Origin of the sequence: Micromonospora olivasterospora, assembly GCF_007830265.1 — a bacterium.
In the GTDB taxonomy this organism is placed as follows: Bacteria; Actinomycetota; Actinomycetes; order Mycobacteriales; family Micromonosporaceae; genus Micromonospora; species Micromonospora olivasterospora.
In genome coordinates this window covers 5,651,929-5,674,424 of the sequence record NZ_VLKE01000001.1, presented here as the reverse complement: position 1 = coordinate 5,674,424, position 22,496 = coordinate 5,651,929, and the positions used below count along the sequence as shown (strand labels likewise).

The 22,496-nt window shown below is 70.8% G+C and carries 7 protein-coding genes; 2 read left to right on the top strand and 5 right to left on the bottom strand.

Translation table 11 applies throughout. The features are described from left to right. Nucleotides 1-605 precede the first annotated feature (605 nt). A complete protein-coding gene (locus tag JD77_RS25975; protein WP_145776563.1) occupies nucleotides 606-2,426 on the bottom strand; it encodes a winged helix-turn-helix domain-containing protein in 1,821 nt (606 codons plus the stop codon). Continuing rightward, nucleotides 2,321-8,695, bottom strand: a complete 6,375-nt coding sequence (locus tag JD77_RS25970; protein WP_145776562.1) for a winged helix-turn-helix domain-containing protein — start codon at nucleotides 8,693-8,695, stop codon at nucleotides 2,321-2,323. Before JD77_RS25970 ends, JD77_RS25975 begins: the two co-directional genes overlap by 106 nt. 636 nt (nucleotides 8,696-9,331) lie before the next feature. Here JD77_RS25970 and JD77_RS25965 point away from each other — a divergent pair. Continuing rightward, nucleotides 9,332-9,820, top strand: a complete 489-nt coding sequence (locus JD77_RS25965) for a hypothetical protein (RefSeq protein WP_145776561.1) — start codon at nucleotides 9,332-9,334, stop codon at nucleotides 9,818-9,820. Nucleotides 9,821-10,231: 411 nt separating this feature from the next. Here the strand turns inward: JD77_RS25965 and JD77_RS25960 are convergent, their stop codons facing one another. The 3 genes from JD77_RS25960 to JD77_RS25950 all read right to left on the bottom strand — a co-directional run bounded on the left by JD77_RS25960 (nucleotide 10,232) and on the right by JD77_RS25950 (nucleotide 12,724). Further along, nucleotides 10,232-10,609 carry a hypothetical protein gene (locus tag JD77_RS25960; protein WP_145776072.1) on the bottom strand — a complete coding sequence of 126 codons (378 nt, stop codon included), beginning with the start codon at nucleotides 10,607-10,609 and terminating at the stop codon, nucleotides 10,232-10,234. Between the two features lie 26 nt (nucleotides 10,610-10,635). Further along, nucleotides 10,636-11,679: a transposase domain-containing protein gene (locus JD77_RS25955; protein ID WP_170286513.1), complete on the bottom strand. Its 1,044-nt coding sequence runs from the start codon at nucleotides 11,677-11,679 to the stop codon at nucleotides 10,636-10,638. Between the two features lie 128 nt (nucleotides 11,680-11,807). Further along, nucleotides 11,808-12,724 (bottom strand): IS5 family transposase gene (locus tag JD77_RS25950; protein WP_425463576.1). Its coding sequence is split into 2 segments (ribosomal slippage): nucleotides 11,808-12,317 and nucleotides 12,320-12,724, totalling 915 coding nucleotides; the frame shifts between segments, so codons are not numbered across the junction. Nucleotides 12,725-13,626: 902 nt separating this feature from the next. Between JD77_RS25950 and JD77_RS25945 the strand changes: the two genes are divergently transcribed. Continuing rightward, nucleotides 13,627-21,774, top strand: a complete 8,148-nt coding sequence (locus JD77_RS25945) for a winged helix-turn-helix domain-containing protein (RefSeq protein WP_145776560.1) — start codon at nucleotides 13,627-13,629, stop codon at nucleotides 21,772-21,774. The last annotated feature ends 722 nt before the right edge of the window (nucleotides 21,775-22,496 follow it).

Here is a 22,496-nt window from a genome sequence, read left to right as displayed (position 1 = left end):
AACGAGATCCGCCACCTGTTCGCCCACCTCGTCCTGACCATCCGCCACCACGCCAGCCACATCCTGCACTGGTCCAACTTCCGCCGCCTACGCCAGGAACAAGCCCGAGCCGCCCACTACCGCAAACGACTCGAACCGCCATAAGTCACGACCCGCCGTTGCAGTATTAGGGGCTGTTCCAGAAACGATGGTTTGTTGAAGATGTAGAAGTGGCGGCAGCAGGTGCCGGCCCGGTTGGCCACCAGGTCATTGGCCGAGCATTTGACGCCCTTGGGTGATTTTCTCGTTGCTGGTGGTGATGTCGCGGCTGGTGGCCCGCCGGTAGTTTCCGGACCGAAAACAACGCCAACGCTGGTCAAGGACGTGATGGATATCCAAGTTCCCTGGCGTTCGTACGGGGCTGGCGTTGTTTTCGGTCCGGAAACTACGGCGAGGCCCTTTCGGCAAACGCAGCCGGGGCGACCCTGGCCGATTGCCAGAAGCATGTACTGGATCTGGTCTCGGAGCTGTCCACGCGGACAGGCCCGCCGGGGCGGTCAGCCGCCCGGACCGGCAGGCCGCGCGATCTGAGGTGCCGAGTCCTGCACGCCCGGTCCGGGCGGGAACTACTGAGTCCCGGGGGACTGGCTGGGCTGGTCGCCGCTGAGCTGCGACCACGATGTCGGGCCGGGCGGGGCCTGCGGCCGGGGCGGATCCATCGGTTGCGGCCCGGGGTCGGGTTCCGTGCCCACGGCCTCAAGCAGATAGAGCAGATCGGCCGGGTCCACATCGAGCGAACCGGCTGGGTCCACCTTATAGGTGGCCCAGTCGCCGAGGTTCCCGCCGTCGCTGGCCTGATCGTCGATGCCCGGCTGGTCGAAGTCGGTGGAGATCGCAGCACCGTGCCCGTCGGTCACGCCCATGCCGGGTACCGGCCACCCCGGTTCCGCCCACCCCGCCTGCCAGGACGACGCGGTGAGGGCGTCCGGGTCGAACGGCCCGGGCAGCCCTGGCAGACCCGTGCCCGCTGGCGGGGCAGGTGCCGGCCCGGGCATCGGCACCGTAGCCCCGTGGTCCAGCCAGGACAGGTCCTCACCCTGCGGGCGGTCCGGTCCGAGGGCAGGGCCCGGCAGTGGTGCTTGCCGGGGCTGACCCGGATCGCTCACCCCGTACCGCGCCGCCACACGACCGTGTGCTTCCTGGACCAGCTGCAGCAGACCACGGTCGCGCAATACCCCGATCCGGTGACGCACCGTCGGCCGCGGTGTGGATGTCGCCTCGGCGAGGGCTGGCTCGCTGGCGGTGATGATCCCGTTGTCGTCCATCCGGTCGATCAGGGCGTTCCACAACTGCCGCAGCTGTTCCGGCTGCCGTGTTGTGGTGGCGATGTGGCCGGCGTGCTGGTCGAACAGCGCCCGGGCCTCGCCCGGGTCGCGCAGCCACTGGCTGCCCTCGGGAGGGGCCGGCAGCGGTGCTTGCCGGGGCTGACCCGGATCGCTCACCCCGTACCGCGCCGCCACGCGACCGTGTGCTTCCTGGACCAGCTGCAGCAGAGCACGGTCGCGCAATACCCCGATCCGGGCATGCACCGTCTGCTGCGGTGTGGATGTCGCCTCGGCGAGGGCTGGCTCGCTGGCGGTGATGATCCCGTTGTCGTCCATCCGGTCGATCAGGGCGTTCCACAACTGCCACAGCTGTTCCGGCTGCGGTGTTGTGGTGGCGATGTGGCCGGCGTGCTGGTCGAACAGCGCCCGGGCCTCGCCCGGGTCGCGCAGCCACTGGCTGCCCTCGGGAGGGGCCGGCAGCGGTGCTTGCCGGGGCTGACCCGGATCGCTCACCCCGTACCGCGCCGCCACGCGACCGCGACCTCCCTGGACCCGCTGCAGCAGACCACGGTCGCGCAATACCCCGATCCGGGCACGCACCGTCCGCTGCGGGGTGGATGTCGCCTCGGCGAGGTCTGGCTCGCTGGCGGTGATGATCCCGTTGTCGTCCATCCGGTCGATCAGGGCGTTCCACAACTGCCACAGCTGTTCCGGCTGCGGTGTTGTGGTGGCGATGTGGCCGGCGTGCTGGTCGAACAGCGCCCGGGCCTCGCCCGGGTCGCGCAGCCACTGGCTGCCCTCGGGAGGGGCCGGCAGCGGTGCTTGCCGGGGCTGGCCCGGATCGCTCACCCCGTACCGCGCCGCCACGCCAGCGTGACCTTCCTGGACCCGCTGCAGCAGACCACGGTCGCGCAATACCCCGATCCGGTGACGCACCGTCGGCTGCGGTGTGGATGTCGCCTCGGCGAGGGCTGACAGGCTGGCGGTGATGATCCCGTTGTCGTCCATCCGGTCGATCAGGGCGTTCCACAACTGCCGCAGCGGTTCCCGCTGCCGTGTTGTGGTGGCGATGTGGCCGGCGTGCTGGTCGAACAGCGCCCGGGCCTCGCCCGGGTCGCGCACCCGCCGGCTGTCCGCAGTGGGTTGGGGTTGGGGTTGGTCGGGGTGCGGCGAGGCGGGCGTGGTGGGTGGCTCGTCGGCCGGGTGATGGGGGTGTCGCCGGCGTGGACAGTGCCGGCGTCGGTGCGGGCCACCGCTGGCCAGGACGCGAGGGATGGCTGCCAGTCCATGTCCGGCCCCTGGTAGGTGGCCCAGTCGCCGAGGTTCCCGCCGTCGCCGGCCCAGTCGCCGAGGTTCCCGCTGCCCTCGCCGGCCCAGTCGCCGAGGTTCCCGCTGCCCTCGCCGGCCTGATCGTCGATGCGCGGCTGGTCGAAGTCGGTGGAGATCGCCGCACCGTGCCCGTCGGTCACGCCCATGCCGGGTACCGGCCACCCCGGTTCCGCCCACCCCGCCGGCCAGGACGACGCGGTGGGGGCGTCCGGGTCGTCCAACGGCCCGGGCAGCCCTGGCAGATCCGTGCCCGCCGGCGAGGCAGGTACCAGCCCGGACATCGGCACCGTAGCCCCCTGGTCCAGCCAGGACAGGTCCTCACCCTGCGGGCGGTCCGGTCCGAGGGCAGGGCCCGGCAGTGGTGCTTGCCGGGGCTGAACCGGAGCGCTCACCCCGTACCGCGCCGCCCCGCCACCGCGACCTTCCTGCACCAGCTGCAGCAGACCACTGTCGCGCAATACCCCGATCCGGCCACGCACCGTCCGCCGCGATGTGGATGTCGCCTCGACGAGGTCTGACAGGCTGGCGGTGATGATCCCGTTGTCGTCCATCCGGTCGATCAGGGCGTTCCACAACTGCCGCAGCGGTTCCCGCTGCCGTGTTGTGGTGGCGATGTGGCCGGCGTGCTGGTCGAACAGCGCCCAGGCCTCGCCCGGATCGCGCAGCCACTGGCTGCCCTCGGGAGGGGCCGGCAGCGGTGCTTGCCGGGGCTGACCCGGATCGCTCACCCCGTACCGCGCCGCCCCGCCACCGCGACCTTCCCGGACCAGCTGCAGCAGACCACGGTCGCGCAATACCCCGATCCGGGCCTGCACCGTCGGCCGCGGTGTGGATGTCGCCTCGACGAGGTCTGACAGGCTGGCGGTGATGATCCCGTTGTCGTCCATCCGGTCGATCAGGGCGTTCCACAACTGCCGCAGCTGTTCCCGCTGCGGTGTTGTGGTGGCGATGTGGCCGGCGTGCTGGTCGAACAGCGCCCGGGCCCCATCCGGGTCGCGCAGCCACCGGGTGCCCTCGGGAGGGGCCGGCAGCGGTGCTTGCCGGGGCTGACCCGGATCGCTCACCCCGTACCGCGCCGCCACGCCAGCGTGACCTTCCTGGACCCGCTGCAGCAGACCACGGTCGCGCAATACCCCGATCCGGCGATGCACCGTCGGCTGCGGTGTGGATGTCGCCTCGGCGAGGTCTGGCTCGCTGGCGGTGATGATCCCGTTGTCGTCCATCCGGTCGATCAGGGCGTTCCACAACTGCCGCAGCGGTTCCCGCTGCCGCGTTGTGGTGGCGATGTGGCCGGCGTGCTGGTCGAACAGCGCCCGGGCCTCGCCCGGGTCGCGCACCCGCCGGCTGTCCGCAGTGGGTTGGGGTTGGGGTTGGTCGGGGTGCGGCGAGGCGGGCGTGGTGGGTGGCTCGTCGGCCGGGTGATGGGGGGTGTCGCCGGCGTGGACAGTGCCGGCGTCGGTGCGGGCCACCGCTGGCCAGGACGCGAGGGATGGCTGCCAGTCCATGTCCGGCCCCTGGTAGGTGGCCCAGTCGCCGAGGTTCCCGCCGTCGCCGGCCCAGTCGCCGAGGTTCCCGCCGTCGCCGGCCTGATCGTCGATGCCCGGCTGGTCGAAGTCGGTGGAGATCGCCGCACCGTGCCCGTCGGTCACGCCCATGCCGGGTACCGGCCACCCCGGTTCCGCCCACCCCGCCGGCCAGGACGACGCGGTGGGGGCGTCCGGGTCGTCCAACGGCCCGGGCAGCCCTGGCAGACCCGTGCCCGACGGCGAGGCAGGTACCAGCCCGGACATCGGCACCGTAGCCCCCTGGTCCAGCCAGGACAGGTCCTCACCCTGCGGGCGGTCCGGTCCGAGGGCAGGGCCCGGCAGTGGTGCTTGCCGGGGCTGAACCGGAGCGCTCACCCCGTACCGCGCCGCCACGCCACCGTGACCTTCCCGGACCAGCCGCAGCAGACCACTGCGGAGCAATACCCCGATCCGGTCCTGCACCGTTCTCGGGTCCGTGGAGGGGGTTGTCGCCTTGCCGAGGGCTCTCAGGGTGACGGTGATGATCCCGGCGTCGTCCATAAGGCGGATCAGGGCGTTCCACAACTCCCGCAGACCATCCCGCTGCCGTGTTGTGGTGGCGATGTCGTCGGCGTGCTGGGCGAACAGCGTCCGGGCGTCCTTCTTGTTGAGCACCCACTGGCTGCCCGCAGGAGGGTCCGGCAACGGTGCTTGTTGGGGCTGACCCGGATCGCTCACCCTGTACTGCGTCACCCCGCGACCGCCGTGAGCTTTCTGGACCAGCTGCAGCAGACCACTGTCGAGCAATATCTTGATCCGCTTACTTACCGTCGACAGCGCTGTGTTTGTCGCCTCGGCGAGGGCCGGCTGGCTGGCGGTGATGGTCCCGTTTTTTTCCATACGGTGGATCAGGGCGTTCCACAACTCCTGCAGATTCTCCGGCTGCTGCCGTGTTGTGGTGGCGATGTGGTTGGCGTGCTGGGCGAACAGCGTCCGGGCGTCCTTCTTGTTGAGCACCCACTGGCTGCCCTCGGGAGGGTCGGGCAACGGTGCTTGTTGGGGCTGACCCGGATCGCTCACCCAGTACGGGGACTCGACCTGTCCGGTGTTCCGCGGCGGCTCCCACTCGTCGTCGAGGTGTGATGTGCCCAGATCCATCCCGTCAAGATCCGGGTCCCGTACGTTCTGGAATTCCTGATCACCGGACACCGGGCCGGTACCAGACGGGTCGTCCTTGCGCGGATCCATCGGTTGCGGCTCGGGGTCGGGTTCCGTGCCCACGGCCTCAACAAGCAGATAGAGCAGATCGGCCGGGTCCACCAGTGGATCGGAGTTGGGGGAGTCGGCCGGGTCGGGGGCGGTGGTGTCTGCCCGCATGGCGTGGGACGGGCCGCGTGGTGTGCTGGTGGAGGCGAGCAGGAACGCGCTGGTGTCGGTGCCGGTCGTGGTTGTCGGCCGCGGGTGGCGGGCGGTCTGGCCGAGGAGATCGGTGATGGTGGCGGGCCGCCCGTTCCCGTCGAACGCGGCCACCCGGGTGCTGGATGCGAACAGGTGCCGCAGCCACGGGTCACGTATCGGGTCGTCCGGCTCGGGTCGGTCGACGGCGCCGGGCAGCAGAGGGTCCCGCACCCGGATCCTCGGCGGCCCGGATCTTTGTGGCTGGCTGTGGAGGGCGAACACGTGCTGCGGTTCGTTCGGTGGCGCGGCCCTGACCACCACCATCGACCCCGGCACCGCCCGCAACGCGGCCAGCACGTCCTCTCCCGCGACCCCGTCGGGGTGGGCGACACGCTCGGGTACCGCGTCGAGGATCTCCATCAGTTGCGGCCAGCCCATGGTGGGCGAGAGCCGGCCGTCCGGTCCGATGATCCGGTCGTCGAACACCGCCCGGTTGCCCAGCCGCTTGTACACGGTGTGGAACACATCGAGAGTGGCCGCCACGCACCACCACAGGTCACCGCTGCCGGGACGTACCTGCTCCGCAGCGGCCCAGTTAGCGACCCGCTGCCCGGACTCGAACATCCCGACCGCCTGCCCAGTTGCCGCAACGGCCTGCCCGGTTGCCGCGACAGCCGGCTCGCCGTGTCTGCCGGGGCCGCCACTGACCGGTTCATCCCGCGACGAAGCCGCGTCGCTGAGACCGTGCTTACCCGGCACCCCACCAAGCGACTCGTCCGGCGAGGACACGTCACTGATCGACATTGTGTCGCTGGTGTCGAGGTTGCTGAACACGTCATCGCTGGCGACAGACATGTCACTGTCACGGCCGCTGGCGTTGGCGTTGGCGGTGGCGTTGTGGTGGATCGGCGTGTCATCGGCGCGGGAGGCAGCGCCAGCCGGCACCATGCTACGGACGCCGGCCGCCTCCGGCGTCCCAGCCGTGCCGGGCGTGCCGGGCGTGCCGGGCGTGCCGGGCGTGCCGGGGGTGACGCTGCCGGCGGCCTGGGCGAGGACCTGGTGGTATCCGTTGACCCAGTCCCGTTGGAAGGATTCGGCGAGGGGGTCATGGCGGGCCGGCTTGACGCCGTACTGGTGGGCCAGGCCGGTGAACTGCTCTACTGCCTGGCTGGTCGCTGCTGCGGTGTGCTGCTCGAGCGTTATCGGCACGGTCGGCGCGCCGGCGCGCCCGCTTTCTGCAACGCCGACGGTAGCCCAGTTGGCGGCCGGTGCGGTGGCGCCGGGGATGGCCGCGGCCGAGAAACGGGCGGGCAGGTCGGTGACCGCCTGCCGGACCACGTTCGCCACGGCGCTCACCTGCGCGGCGTCGGGACCGGCCACCACAGCGGGCAGCACGGCCGGCAGGACGGCGGGGGCACCGAGGATCGCATTGAGGCTTCGGTCCACCCGGTCCCGCACGGCGCTCTTGACCGCCTCGATCGCGGCGGCGGACGGCACCGCCGCCCCGGCACCTGCCGGCACGCCGGCACCTGTCGGCGTGCCAACGGCCCACGACGTGCCAGCGGCCGTCGGTAGGCCGGCGGCGAGGTACTGGTCGATGTGGTGTTGGACGGCCAGGTGCGCGATCGCGCGCAACGCCTCCAGGTCGAACTCCGCCGGCAGCCCGGCGACCACCTGCTCCGACCACACCTCGGCCGGGAACTGCCCACCCGCGGACGCCAACGCCTCGGCCATCCGGGCCGCCGCCCGCTCCCGGACACCCGTCAGATACCCCTCGGTCAGCGCGGCAGCGGGCAAACCGACCGCGGACAGGAAACCCGCAACAACCCGATCACCCCGCCGGGCGTCGACCCACTCGGCGAAAACCCCCTCGATCGGTATGGCGAGCGCGGCCATGCTCTCGCCCGCCTGAGCCACCCCGGCCAGCAACCCACCGTAACGGTCCACCAGATCCTGCTGGAACCGATGCCACTGCTCGACCACCGGCCCACCCGCTGCCGCGACCCACTGCGGCGCCGGCGCAACCGGCACCGACAGGCTCGGCACCGACCACGACGGCACCGACAGGTCCAGGCGCGGCGCGGGCATGTTCAACCCCGGCAGCGGCAGCGGCGGCGGCGGGGTGGGCGGCGGGGCCTGCCCGCCGGCACCCACAGCCTTCGGATCGTCGGCTGCAGTCCGGTACCCCGTGAATGTGTCCCCACCAACCGGTGTCGGCCCCACCGGCAGGACCGGCCTACCGTCCCACGTGAAGTCGGGGCGAGGCATCTGCACCCGGGGCCCATTCATGGCGCGACTCACGACGAGCCCGAGCCCGCTCGCGGCCGCCCCGCCCGCCCCCGACAGCGCCCCGGACAGAAATTCCGCACCGAGATTGCCGGTGTCGTAGTACCCATCGACCATCAGGCTGGCACCGATACCGAAAATTCCCTCCGTGCCGGTCTCCAACACCGGCCGCGTCAACAGATCGGTCAACAGCATTCTGGTGCTGTCCGACAGGCCGAGTTTGCCGACCGCGGCGGCGACCGCGCCAGCGGCCTTGCCCAACGCCGGCCCGCCCACCGTGCTCAGGAACGCCACCGCCCCCGCGTACGCCGCCTGCTTACCGACCGCCGACCAGTTCACCCCCGACTGCAGACCGTCGGTCATCATCGACACCTCGGCCAGCAGCGCGGAACCCGGCATCGTCAGCATCTGCATCGCCGTGCTACTCGCCGCCGACCGCACCAACGCCGACCGCAGGACCACCTGGATGATCGTCCGCGCCTGGGCGACGTGCGCCGCCGCCCCCACCGGATTCCACCACCACATCGCGGCGGCGGCGGCGAACTCGGCCTGCATGAAGGAGAACATCGCCACCGTCGTACGCTTGCCGGTCTCCGTCTCCAGGAAGAACTTCTTCTCCGCCTCCACCACGGCGAGCATCAGATCGGCCGTCTCGGCCATCTTCCCCACGAACGGAGCGGTCTGCGCCACGAACCGGTCGAAGGCCTCACCCTCCCCCGCCTGCCGGACCGCCCTGACCGTCTGCTCCAGCAACGGACCCAGCACCGTACGCACCCGATGCGCCAGCATCTCCAGCGTGCCGATGTCATCCCACAACAACGGCAACCTCGCCCGGGACACCCGCACCCCGGTGAACCCTTCCAAAGCCCGCAACGAACTCTCACTGAGCTCAACAGTCGAAAAAGCGGCGGCGACCAACGCGCAACGCTCCTTCCCCGCTCCCGAACCAAGGACACCCAGTCCGGATCAGCCAGCCCCGCAGGCCGCCCACCCCAGCCCCCGACCACCTCGCCGGCGACAACCTCACCACCCCGTCGCCCACCCGCCGGCCAAAACCCCCAACACCTCACCCCACCCGGCCGACGCCCACCACCACCGACAGTGTTGATCGCCGATAGCCACGCACCCCTCACCGCAAAGTGACGGTAGTCGACACCGGCGACACCAGCCATCCCCACCCACACGTGCGCCACCCCACACCCACACCCCACGCCGGGCCCCGGCGGGGCCTCACCCCGACCCGAGCCAACCCGCAGCGGTACTCCGAGGCGTCGGGGCCCGTCATGCCAGCCCTCCGCGAAACCGGCGCGCTCACCCGCGCCGCCCACCTCAACTGGTGGTCGGTGCCACGCCGTACAACAGAGCCACGGCCCGCGCCGAGGTCAAGACCCTCACCGGTGAACTCCGCGCCGCGGAGAAGACCGGCCGGGCCGAGCAGGCCGCGCGGACCGGGCCGAGGCGACCGCCGACGCGGTCACCGCCGAGCGCGACGCCGCCCGCGCCGAGGGCGTGCGTCTCGCCGGCGAGGTGGCCGACCTGCGCGCCCAGCTCGACACCGCCCGCACCACCATCGAGCAGCTGTGCGTCGACCTGGCCGCCGCGACCGGCCGCGCCGACACCGCCGAGGCTCGCGCCGCCGACCAGGCCGAGCAGAACACCGCCCTGCGCCGGGACCTGGCCGACACGCAGGCGCAGGCCCGCGCCACCGATGCCGCCCGCGCCACCGCCGAGCAGCGCGCCGAGCAGGCCACCACCGTGGCCGCGGCGGCCGCCGCCGAACGGGACACCGCCCGCACCGCCCTGGCCGAGGCCGAGACGGCCCGCCGCGACGTCGAAGCCGACCTGCGCGCCGAGCGGGCCGCCCTGGCCGAGGTGCGCCGCCAGGTCGACCAGCTCCACACCGACCGGCGGGCCGCCGAGCAAGCCGCCCAGGACGCCCGCGCCGAAGCCGCCCGACTCCACGCCCAGCTCGACCAGGCCCAAGGGAAGCGGAGGTGATCGCCGGCCTGGACGGGCCGGCGCTGGTCGTGCTTATCGGCGCGGCCGGGGTTCGGCAAGTCCCACCTGGGCGGCCGCACGCTACCGGCCATCACAGGTGGTCAGCCTCGACGCGCTGCGCGCCGTGGTGGCCTCCCGGAGTAGTAGTAAACAGGAAAAATCAACGACAACGCTGGTCAGAGCAGGGTGCCGCAGGACAGCAGTGCTGCTCGTGCCGAGAGCCGGTTGACCAGCGTTGCCGTTGATTTCGGGCTGGAAGCTACGGCCAGGCCAATATCGCGATCAAGACGCATGCAGTCAGCCGAGTTGCTGGGCGTTGAGGCTGTTCAGGGTCTCGTAGGAGGTGTTCTGGCCGGGGTAGAGGACCTGGATGTCGATGGGCAGTTCGCCGCTAGGCCCAAGGCCGGGTAGTTAGGGCGTTGCGGCTGCTGTCAAGCGGGGTTTGCGGGGTTTGCGGGGTGGGGATGGTGTGGGTGGTGGGAGTGGTTCGGTGGTGTCGTCGTGGATGGTGATGGCGAGGTTGGTGATCTTCTGGTTGGTGGTGGGTCTGCCGGGTGGGTGTTTGGCGTAGCGGGACAGTGGTGATTTGACGCGGCGGGTGCTGGTGCGTGCTCGGCGTGGTGGGAGGAGTTCAGCGAGGACGGCGCGGCCGATAGCGCCGGTGAGGTCGGTGTTCTCGGGCAGGACGTCGGCGGCGTTGGTGAGTTGTTCCCGGGCGGTGTGCAGGGCGATGGTGAAGCTGGCCCGGTCGGGGTCGGTCCCGGGCCGGGTTTCGGTGGCGTGGACCATCGCGGTGCGCAGCGCCTGGTAGACGGTCAGCAGTGCCCACAGTTCCTGCTGGATGCCGGTCGGGTCGCCGGAGCGCAGGATTCGTCCGTGCAGGATGGTGTGGCGCAGGGCGTAGTACGCCGATTCGTGTTCCCAGCGCTGGTGATAGAGCTCGACCAGGCGGTGGCCGGGTGCCGGCGGGGGTCGCGCAGGGAGGTGACGAGGCGGTAGACGCCGGTGTAGGTGGTGGCGTCGGCGCAGGTGACGGTGACGGTGGCGTCGATGACCCGGACGGGGACGTGGTTGAGGACGCTCAGGTATGAGCCGTCGTCGAGGCGGGCCAGGACCGGCAGGCGGCGGTTGCCGCGCAGCCGGCCCAGGAATTGGGCGCCGGTGCCGGCGACCGCGGTCAGGAACATGTTGGAGTCGAAGCCCTTGTCCCACAGCACGAGCATGCCGGCATCCAGCAGATGCAGCAGTTTGCTGGCGTAGCTGGTCTCGCCCTCGGCGGTCGGTCCGAACACCGCACCGAGCATGCCGCGGGTGCCGGTCTCGACCAGCGTCATCAACTCCACCGCCGGGTAGCCGTTTCCGGTGCGTTTGCCGAGCCAGGCACGGTTGCGGGCGGTGTCGGCGGTGCGTTGGGAGGTACAACCGTCGAAGGACACCGTGCGATAGCGGCCGAACCGCACCCCGGGAGTGTGTGGCTGCGCGAGAGGCCCGGCGAGGACCTCGAAGAGGGCCTTCACCGGAGCGGGACCGACGCGGCGGCGCAGGTCACGTAGCCCTTTACCCGATGGGACGACCACGACCAGCCCCACCAGCCCGGCGATCATCTTGGCCCAGACCCGCCGGTAGCCGACCTCCGGGAACAGGCACATCGCCAGCACGAAGTACACCCCGACCCGGGACGGCAGGTTCCGTAGTCTTGCCTGCACCGTACCGGTCTCGGCCAGCACCGCATCGACGAGTTCAAAGGGCACGATCGAGGTGAGTTCCCCGAGATGGCCCGGGGCGAACACTCCCGCCGCGACCCGGACAGTGCGGGTGATGGCGGCCACAGTGCGGGACAGGGCAGAATGATCCGGCAACGGAACTCCCGGGCAGAAACGGTGGATCTTGGTCGACCGCCAGTTCTACCGGAGTTCCGTTGCTTTTACCGCCCCCGGGCCCATCGGCTTGACAGCCACGCCCGCCGCCTAACTACCCGGCCTTGCCGCTAGGCCGTGTCTCGTCGATCTTGGGCGAGGTCACGTAGCCAGATCTTCATCGTGGCGATGTCGACGGTGGCCCGGTACATGTAGTCGCGCTTGTCGTACCTGGTCGCGACCGCCCGGAACTGCTTGAGCTTGTTGAACGCCCGCTCAGCGGTGTTGCGCTGCTTGTAGCGCTCCCGGTCGAAGTTCGGTGGCCGGCCGCCGCGGGATCCCTTCTCGCGACGGTTGGCCGCCTGATCGGCCTTGATCGGGATCGTGGCCTTGATGCCGCGGCGGCGTAAGTGAGAACGGATAGCCTTCGAGCTGTACGCCTTGTCAGCCAGGACATGCCCGGGACGGGTACGCGGCCGGCCGACCCGGCGGGGAATCCGGATAGCGGCCATGACCTGCGTGAAGCCGGTACAGTCGGCCCGCTGCCCGCACGTGGTGTGCCGGGCGATCGGACGGCAACGCCGGTCAGCGGCCAGGCGCAGCTTGGTGGTCAACCCGCCACGGGACCGGCCGAGGGCTTCCCTTCCGCCCTTTTCGTCCCTGGCGGCTTCCCCCTTTTCGGGTGATCAGCCGCCGGGGCGTGCCGCGCATCCGCCGCGTGCTGGTGCTGGTGCGCCCGGATCGAGGAGGTGTCCACCCCGACCGTCCACTCGTCGCCTTCCTCGGCGTCGCAGTCGATCCGCAACGCCGCGCAGATCCGCGACCAGGTGCCGTCCATCGCCCACCTGCGTTTGCGCTGGTAGACCGTCTTCCACGGACCGAACCGCTCCGGCAGGTCACGCCACGGAATCCCGGTACGTTCCCGATACAAGATCCCCGAGACCGTCGTCCGATGGTCACGCCATCGGCCCCCACGCGGCGGATCCGCTGGCAGCAACGGCGCCAGAAGCGCCCACTCGTCATCGGTCAACTCATGTCGTCGAGACACGCCAATCTATCTACCAAAACCCGCCCCGAAGATCCACGAGACACGCCCTAGCGCCCCGCGCGGGGCGGCGACCGCGCGGCACACAGGTAAGCATCGAAAGGCGCATTACGGGCACGCGGCGGGGGCTGGTTCGCACGTCTTATGGGTTCGCGGGTTCGGCCTGTTCCCGGTGCTGTGTCGGCCGATGCCGGCCGGAGGCCGCCAGCAGGCCGAGCACCAGGGCACGCCCAGACCGACGCGCCCTGGTGCTCGTCAACGAGCCGCGCGCGGATGTCCGAACCCGTTCGGCAACCGTCAGGACCACTGCGGTGTTACCAGCCCGGGCCCGTTGCCGTCCTGGTTCCGCCCCGGCCGTGTGAGGAGCGAGGCGCCTGAGCTTGCGGAACCACCATCCCTGGCGGCCGCCCTACCCGTGGCTCTGGGGCGTGGCACCGACCACCAGGTGAGGTGGGCGGCGCGGGTGAGCGCGCCGGTTTCGCGGAGGGCTGGCATGACGGGCCCCGACGCCTCGGAGTACCGCTGCGGGTTGGCTCGGGTCGGGGTGAGGCCCCGCCGGGGCCCGGCGTGGGGTGTGGGTGTGGGGTGGCGCACGTGTGGGTGGGGATGGCTGGTGTCGCCGGTGTCGACTACCGTCACTTTGCGGTGAGGGGTGCGTGGCTATCGGCGATCAACACTGTCGGTGGTGGTGGGCGTCGGCCGGGTGGGGTGAGGTGTTGGGGGTTTTGGCCGGCGGGTGGGCGACGGGGTGGTGAGGTTGTCGCCGGCGAGGTGGTCGGGGGCTGGGGTGGGCGGCCTGCGGGGCTGGCTGATCCGGACTGGGTGTCCTTGGTTCGGGAGCGGGGAAGGAGCGTTGCGCGTTGGTCGCCGCCGCTTTTTCGACTGTTGAGCTCAGTGAGAGTTCGTTGCGGGCTTTGGAAGGGTTCACCGGGGTGCGGGTGTCCCGGGCGAGGTTGCCGTTGTTGTGGGATGACATCGGCACGCTGGAGATGCTGGCGGGTCGGGTGCGTGCGGTGCTGGGTCCGTTGCTGGAGCAGACGGTCAGGGCGGTCCGGCAGGCGGGGGAGGGTGAGGCCTTCGACCGGTTCGTGGCGCAGACCGTTCCGTTCGTGGGGAAGATGGCCGAGACGGCCGATCTGATGCTCGCCGTGGTGGAGGCGGAGAAGAAGTTCTTCCTGGAGACGGAGGCCGGCAAGCGTACGACGGTGGCGATGTTCTCCTTCATGCAGGCCGAGTTCGCCGCCGCCGCCGCGATGTGGTGGTGGAATCCGGTGGGGGCGGCGGCGCACCTGGCGGAGGCGCGGACGATCATTCAGGTGGTCCTGCGTTCGGCGTTGGTGCGGTCGGCGGCGAGTAGCACGGCGATGCAGATGCTGACGATGCCGGGTTCTGCGTTGTTGGCGCAGGTGTCGATGATGACCGACGGTCTGCAGTCGGGGGTGAACTGGTCGGCGGTCGGTAAGCAGGCGGCGTTCGCGGGGGCGGTGGCGTTCCTGAGCACGGTGGGCGGGCCGGCGTTGGGCAAGGTCGCTGGCGTTGTCGCCGGCGCGGTCGGCAAACTCGGCGTGTCGGACAGCACCAGAATGCTGTTGACCGATCTGTTGACGCGGCCGGTGTTGGAGACCGGCACGGAGGGAATCTTCGGTATCGGTGCCAGCCTGATGGTCGACGGGTACTACGACACCGGCAATCTCGGTGCCGATCTTCTGTCCGGGGCGCTGTCGGGGACGGGCGGGGCGGCCGCGAGCGGCCTCGGGATCGTCGTGAGTCGCGCCATGATGCAGCCCCGGGTGCAGATGCCTCGCCCCGACTTCACGTGGGATGGTAGGCCGGTCCTGCCGGTGGGGCCGACACCGGTTGGTGGGGACACATTCAAGGGGTACCGGGCTGGGGTCGATGATCCGAAGCCTGTGGTGGACGGCGGGCAGTCCCCGCCGCCCCCGCCTGCGCTGCCGGCATCGAACATGCCCGCGCCGAGTCTGGACCTGCCCGCGCCGCGCCTGGACCTGTCGGTGCCGTCGTGGTCGGTGCCGAGCCTGTCGGTGCCGGTTGCGCCGGTGCCGGCGTGGGTCGCGGCAGCGGGTGGGCCGGTGGTCGAGCGGTGGCGACAGTTCCAGCAGGATCTGGTGGATCGTTACGGTGGGTTGCTGGCCGGGGTGGCTCGGGCGGGCGAGAGCATGGCCGCGCTCGCCGTGCCGGTCGAGGGGGTTTTCGCCGGGTGGGTCGACGCCCGGCGGGGTGATCGGGCTGTTGCGGGTTTCCTGTCCGCGGTCGGTCTGCCCGCTGCCGCGCTCACCGAGGGGTTTCTGACGGGTGTTCGGCAGCGGGCGGTGGCCCGGATGGTCGAGGCGTTGGCGTCCGCGGGTGGGCAGTTCCCGGCCGGGGTGCGGTCGGAGCAGGTGGTCGCCGGGCTGCCGGCGGAGTTCGACCGGCAGGCGTTGCGCTCGCTGGCGCACCTGGCCGTCCAACACCACATCGACCAGTACCTCGCCGCCGGCCTACCCACAGGCGCGGGCACGCCGACAGGCACGGGCGCACCGACAGGCCCCGGCACGTCGTCGGGCCCCGGCACGTCGTCGGCCGCTGGCACACCGGGAGGCGCTGGCACGTCGTCGGGCGCGGGCGTGCCGGCAGGTGCCGGGGCGGGGGTGCCGTCCGCCGCGGCGGTCGAGGTGGTCGAGAGGGAAACGCGGAACTGGGTGGACCGAAGCCTCGATGCGATCCTCGGTGCCCCCGCAGTGCTGCCCGCCGTGCTGCCCGCTGTGCTGCCCGCTGTGGTGGCCGGTCCCGACGCCGCGCGGGTCAGTGCCGTGGCGGACGTGGTCCGGCAGGCGGTCACCGACCTGCCCGCCCGTTTCTCGGCTGCGACCATTGCCGACATCACCGCACCGCACGCCATCCCGTTCCCGGCGGACGCCCCGGCAAGCTGGCGTACCGGCGCGCCGGCAGTGTCGGTGACTGTCGAGCAGCACACCGCAGCCGCGGCCAGCCTGGCAGAAAAGCAGTTCACCGCCCTGGCCCACCGCTACGGTGTCGACCTGGCCGGTCACGACACCCTCGCCGAACTGTTCCGAGGGGACTGGGTGGATGGATACCATCAGGTGCTCACGCAGGCCGGCGGCAGCACGCCCGGCATGCCGGGCACTCCGGACACGGCCAGCGCCCGCAGTACGGAGCCGGGCGGCGCTGCCTTCCGCGTTGACGCCACGCCGATCTACGACAGCGTCAGTGATACGGCCTCGGTCAGTGACGTGTCCGTGGCAAGCGATGCGGTGTTCAGCCCCGATCTCGGCTCCAGAGACACGGATTCGACCGGTTTCGGGGACACGGGTTCGATCAGTGACGTGTCGGTGCTGGACGAACCGGTCGGTGCCGACTCTGCCGGTCTCGGCGAGCCGGCCGTCGCGGCTACCGGGCCGGCCGGGCAACGAATCCACGAGCTCGCCAGCGGCGGCTACGGCCGTGCCAGCGACGCTCAGCTGCGCCGCCTCGCCGCGGACCTCGGTATCCAGACGGCGTCGCCGGACGGGGTCCTGCCCCGACTGTTCGAGGTGTCCAGGGACATCGTCATGGCGGACACGTTCAGCGGCGTGTACTTCGCAGACCCGGCGGCGGCGGATCCGGACGCGGCGGCGGCGGACCGCACGGCGGCGCAGGCGCTGCCGCGGGTACGGGGATGGTTCACCATCGCCGGGCACCGGAACCTGGCCGAGCGGCTGGCCGACGATCCCGTGCGTCAGGCCTTGTTCCTCCGGATGCTCACCGCCTCGCCCGCCTGGCAACACGCCGTCGCGCAGGCGCGACAGCGCGGCGGCGACACACCCGACATCATGCTGGTCTGGTGCGACGCGGCATGGCAGGCACCGGGACAGGCCACCTCCTTCGGTGAATGGCTGCGCACCCGGCTGCGCGCCCGGCGGCTGATGTCGTCCACGCACGAGGTGGACCAGATACCCGGCGAGCTGCGGCCACACGTGGACGAGCCGGTACGGTCGGTGTTGTTCTCGGACGCCTCGGTGGAGTTGTTCGGACCGGACCTGGTGGAGGCGGTACGGACCGCGGACATCATCGACAACGGCCAGGAACCCGGCGTCCGCTGGCCGGACCAGCAAGACTTCGCCGCCGCCGGCGGCCGGCACCGGTGGGCCGGCAACACCTCACACGGGCAGTCACCCGATCCAGCGCAAGACGGCGACCCGTCCGGTCCTGGCCCGGCGTCCGCGGCCCAGTGGATGTGGGGCCCGTCGCGGGATCCAGAGGCGGAATTGCCGGTGCCGGGCCCTGCCCTCGGACCGGACCGCCCGCAGGGTGAGGACCTGTCCTGGCTGGACGACTGGGATACGCTGCCGATGCCCGGGCTGGCACCTGCCCCGCCGGCAGGCACGGGTCTGCCCTGGCTGCCCTGGCTGCCCGGGCCGCTGGACGACCCGGACGCCCCCACCGCGTCGGCCTGGCCGGCGGGGCCGGCCGCGCCGGCCTGGACGGTGGGGTGGACGGAACCGGGGTGGCCGGTTTCCGACATTGATGTGACCACCCACGGTGCTGGGATGTCCACCGACCCCGGCCAGCCGCGCGATCAGGCCGGCGACGGCAGCGGGAACCTCGGCGACTGGGCCACCTGGCAGGGGCCGGACATGGACTGGCAACCATCCCCCGCGCACTCCCCGGCGGTGACCCGCACCGACGCCGGCACTGTCCACGCCGGCGACACCCCCCATCACCCGGCCGACCAGCCACCCACCACCCCCGCCTCGCCGCACCCCGACCAACCCCAACCCCAACCCGCCGCGGGCAGCCGGTGGGTGCGCAACCGGAATGATGCCCGGACGCTGTTCGACCAGCACGCCGACCACATCGCCACCACAACACAGCAGCGGGTGGATCAGCTGCTGAAGTTGTGGAACGCCCTGATCAACCATATGGGCGACGACGGGATCATCACCGTCACCGAGTCAGCCCTCGCCGTGGCGACATCCACACCGCAGCAGACGGTGCATAAACGGATCGTGGTATTGCGCGACCGTGGTCTGCTGCAGCTGGTCCAGGAAGCACGCCCTGGTGTGGCGGCGCGGTACGGGGTGACCGATCCGGGTCAGCCCCGGCAAGCACCATTGCCGGACCTTCCCGAAGGCAGCCAGTGGGTGCGCAACCGGAATGATGCCCGGACGCTGTTCGACCAGCACGCCGACCACATCGCCACCACAACACAGCAGCGGGAACCGCTGCGGCAGTTGTGGAACGCCCTGATCAACCATATGGGCGCCGACGGGATCATCACCGTCAGCGAGTCAGCCCTCGCCGCGGCGACATCCACATCGCGGCAGACGGTGCATGCCCGGATCGTGGTATTACGCGACCGTGGTCTGCTGCAGCTGGTCCAGGAAGCACACGGTGGTGTGGCGGCGCGGTACGGGGTGACCGATCCGGGTCAGCCCCGGCATGCACCGTTGCCGGCCCTTCCCGCGGGCAGCCAGTGGGTGCGCAACCGGAATGATGCCCGGACGCTGTTCGACCAGCACGCCGACCACATCGCCACCACAACACAGCAGCGGGAACCGCTGCGGCAGTTGTGGAACGCCCTGATCAACCATATGGGCGCCGACGGGACCATCACCGCCAGCGAGCGAGACCTCGCCGCGGCGACATCCACACCGCAGCCGACGGTGCATTACCGGATCGGGGTACTGCGCGACAGTGGTCTGCTGCAGCTGGTCCAGGAAGCACGCCCTGGTGTGGCGGCGCGGTACGGGGTGAGCGATCCGGGTCAGCCCCGGCAAGCACCGGTGCCGGGCCCTGCCCCCGAACCGGGCCGCCCGCAGGGTAGTGAGGATCCGTCCCGGCTGAACCACGGGGATACGTCGCCGATGCCCGGGCCGGTACCTGCCCCGCCAGCGGGCACGGGTCTGCCCGGGCTCTCAGGGCCGCCCGGGCCGCTGGACGCCCCGGACGCCCTCACGGCGTCGGCCTGGCCGGCGGGGCCGGCCTGGACGGTGGAGGGGGCGGGGTCGGCGGGGCCGGTTTCCGGCATTGATGTGACCGCCCACGGTGCTGCGATGTCCACCGACCCCGGCCAGCCGCGCATCGATGATCAGGCCGGCGACGGCGGGAACCTCGGCGCCTGGGCCACCTGGCAGGAGGACCCAGCCCTCGATCTGTTTGATCCGCTCCATCCGGTGGCGTGGGTCGGCCCGCCCACGGCCGTGGGCACGGGACTCTACCCCGGGCCGCAACCGATGGATCCGACCTGGCCGCAGGCCCCGCCCGGCCCGACACCGTGGTCGCCGCCCAGCGGCGACCAGCCCAGCCAGTTCCCAGGGACACAGTCGTTCCCGCCCGGACCGGGCATGCAGGAACCGGCACCTCAGTCACCGATGCCCGGGCCGGTACCTGCCCCGCCGGCGGGCACGGGGCTGCCCGGGCTGCCCTGGCCGCTGGACGACCCGGACGCCCCCACCGCGTCGGCCTGGCCGGCGGGGCCGGCCGCGTCGGCCTGGCCGATGGAGGAGGGACCGGCGGGGTGGACGGAACCGGGGTGGCCGGTTTCCGGCATTGATGTGACCGCCCACGGTGCTGGGATGTCCACCGACCCCGGCCAGCCGCGCGATCAGGCCGGCGAGGGCAGCGGGAACCTCGGCGACTGGGCCACCTGGCAGGGGCCGGACATGGACTGGCAACCATCCCTCGCGCCCTCCCCGGCGGTGACCAGCACCGACGCCGGCACTGTCCACGCCGGCGACACCCCCCATCACCCGGCCGACGAGCCACCCACCACCACCGCCCCGCTGCACCCCGACCAACCCCAACCCCAACCCCAACCCGCCGCGGGCAGCCAGTGGGTGCGCAACCGGAATGATGCCCGGACGCTGTTCAACCAGCACGCCGACCACATCGCCACCACAACACAGCAGCAGGAACAGCTGCCGAAGCTGTGGAACGCCCTGATCAACCATATGGGCGACGACGGGACCATCACCGTCACCGAGTCAGCCCTCGCCGCAGCGACATCCACACCGCAGCAGACGGTGCATAAACGGATCGTGGTATTGCGCGACCGTGGTCTGCTGCAGCTGGTCCAGGAAGCACGCCGTGGTGTGGCGGCGCGGTACGGGGTGACCGATCCGGGTCAGCCCCGGCAAGCACTGTTGCCGGACCTTCCCGCGGGCAGCCGGTGGGTGCGCAACCGGAATGATGCCCAGACGCTGGTCGACCAGCACGCCGACCACATCGCCACCACAACACAGCAGCGGGTGGATCAGCTGCTGAAGTTGTGGAACGCCCTGATCAACCATATGGACGACGACGGGACCATCACCGTCACCGAGCGAGACCTCGCCGAGGCGACATCCACATCGCAGCCGACGGTGCATAACCGGATCGTGGTATTGCGCGACCGCGGTCTGCTGCAGCTGGTCCAGGAAGCACGCCCTGGTGTGGCGGCGCGGTACAGGGTGACCGATCCGGGTCAGCCCCGGCAAGCACCGTTGCCGGACCTTCCCGCGGGCAGCCGGTGGGTGCGCAACCGGAATGATGCCCAGACGCTGTTCGACCAGCACGCCGACCACATCGCCACCACAACACAGCAGCGGGAACAGCTGCCGCAGTTGTGGAACGCCCTGATCAACCATATGGGCGACGACGGGACCATCACCGTCAGCGAGTCAGACCTCGCCGAGGCGACATCCACACCGCAGCCGACGGTGCATGACCGGATCGTGGCATTACGCGACAGTGGTCTGCTGCAGCTGGTCCGGGAAGCACGCCGTGGTGTGGCGGCGCGGTACAGGGTGACCGATCCGGGTCAGCCCCGGCAAGCACCATTGCCGGACCTTCCCGAAGGCAGCCAGTGGGTACGCAACCGGAATGATGCCCGGACGCTGTTCAACCAGCACGCCGACCACATCGCCACCACAACACAGCAGCGGGAACAGCTGCCGCAGTTGTGGAACGCCCTGATCAACCATATGGCCGCCGACGGGACCATCACCGCCAGCCTGTCAGACCTCACCGCGGCGACATCCACATCGCAGACGACGGTGCATCGCCGGATCGTGGCATTACGCGACAGTGGTCTGCTGCAGATGGTCCAGGAAGCACACCGTGGTGTGGCGGCGCGGTACGGGGTGAGCGATCCGGGTCAGCCCCGGCAAGCACCGGTGCCGGGCCCTGCCCCCGAACCGGGCCGCCCGCAGGGTAGTGAGGATCTGTCCCGGCTGAACCACGGGGATACGTCGCCGATGCCCGGGCCGGTACCTGCCCCGCCAGCGGGCACGGGTCTGCCCGGGCTCTCAGGGCCGCCCGGGCCACTGGACGCCCTCACGGCGTCGGCCTGGCCGGCGGGGCCGGCCGCGCCGGCTTGGACGGTGGAGGAGGGGCCGGCGGGGCCGGCGGGGCCGGTGTCCGGCATTGATGTGACCACCCACGGTGCTGGGATGTCCACCGACTTCGGCCAGCCGCGCATCGATGATCAGGCCGGCGACGGCGGGAACCTCGGCGCCTGGGCCACCTGGCAGGAGGACCCAGCCCTCGATCTGTTTGATCCGCTCCATCCGGTGGCGTGGGTCGGCCCGCCCACGGCCGTGGGCACGGGACTCTACCCCGGGCCGCAACCGATGGATCCGACCTGGCCGCAGGCCCCGCCCGGCCCGACACCGTGGTCGCCGCCCAGCGGCGACCAGCCCAGCCAGTTCCCAGGGACACAGTCGTTCCCGCCCGGACCGGGCATGCAGGAACCGGCACCTCAGTCACCGATGCCCGGGCCGGCACCTGCCCCGCCGGCGGACACGGGCCTGCCCTGGCTGCCCTGGCCGCTGGACGCCCCGGACGCCCCCACCGCGTCAGCCTGGCCGGCGGGGCCGGCCGCGTCGGCCTGGCCGATGGAGGAGGGACCGGCGGGGTGGACGGAACCGGGGTGGCCGGATCCCGACAGTGATGTGACCGCCCACGGTGCTGGGATGTCCACCGACCCCGGCCAGCCACGCAATCAGGCCGGCGACGGCAGCGGGAACCTCGGCGCCTGGGCCACCTGGCAGGGGCCGGACCCGGGGGTTTCCTAACGGCTCATGTCACCGGGGATCGTTTAGTTGATCTTTAGGGCTCGCAGATCATTAACACGCAGATTTCGGGTCCGGCTGAGTTGCTTGTGGTAGCCGTCCGCGAACTGCGGAGCTGCCCTTCGGTGGACTGCTCGCACACTCGATACTCATCGCCAGTTTGCACAGGTCCAGCAAGGTGCATACCACAACAGCGCCTCCCAGAGTCCGAATCTGCGTGTTGTTGATCTGCGAGCCCTTAGCCTCGGGCCTTCGGTAAGGCCTGTCCGCATCGCGGATCTTGAAAGAAGAAGTGCCTTCTGATCTGGGATGATCTGACTTGTCAAAGGTCCAGATCGCCCGTCACGGAAGGCACTTGCTGGGTGAAGGCTACCGGAACGCGTCCGAGGGTTGTTGTCAGCGGTGACGGGCGGGGTGTGGTCGGCCATGCCGGTACGCGGCTGCTCGCCGACGTGGCTGATGCCAGTGGCCTCGCCGTAGTTTCCGGACCGAAAACAACGCCAGCCCTGATCGCGGCCCCGTACGAACGCCAGGGAACTTGGATATCCATCACGTCCTTGACCAGCGTTGGCGTTGTTTCCGGTCCGGAAACTACCGGCGGGCCACCAGCCGCGACATCACCACCAGCAACGAGAAAATCCCCCAAGGGCGTCAAATGCTCGGCCAATGACCTGGTGGCCAACCGGGCCGCCACCTGCCGCCACGTTCTACATCTTCAACAAACC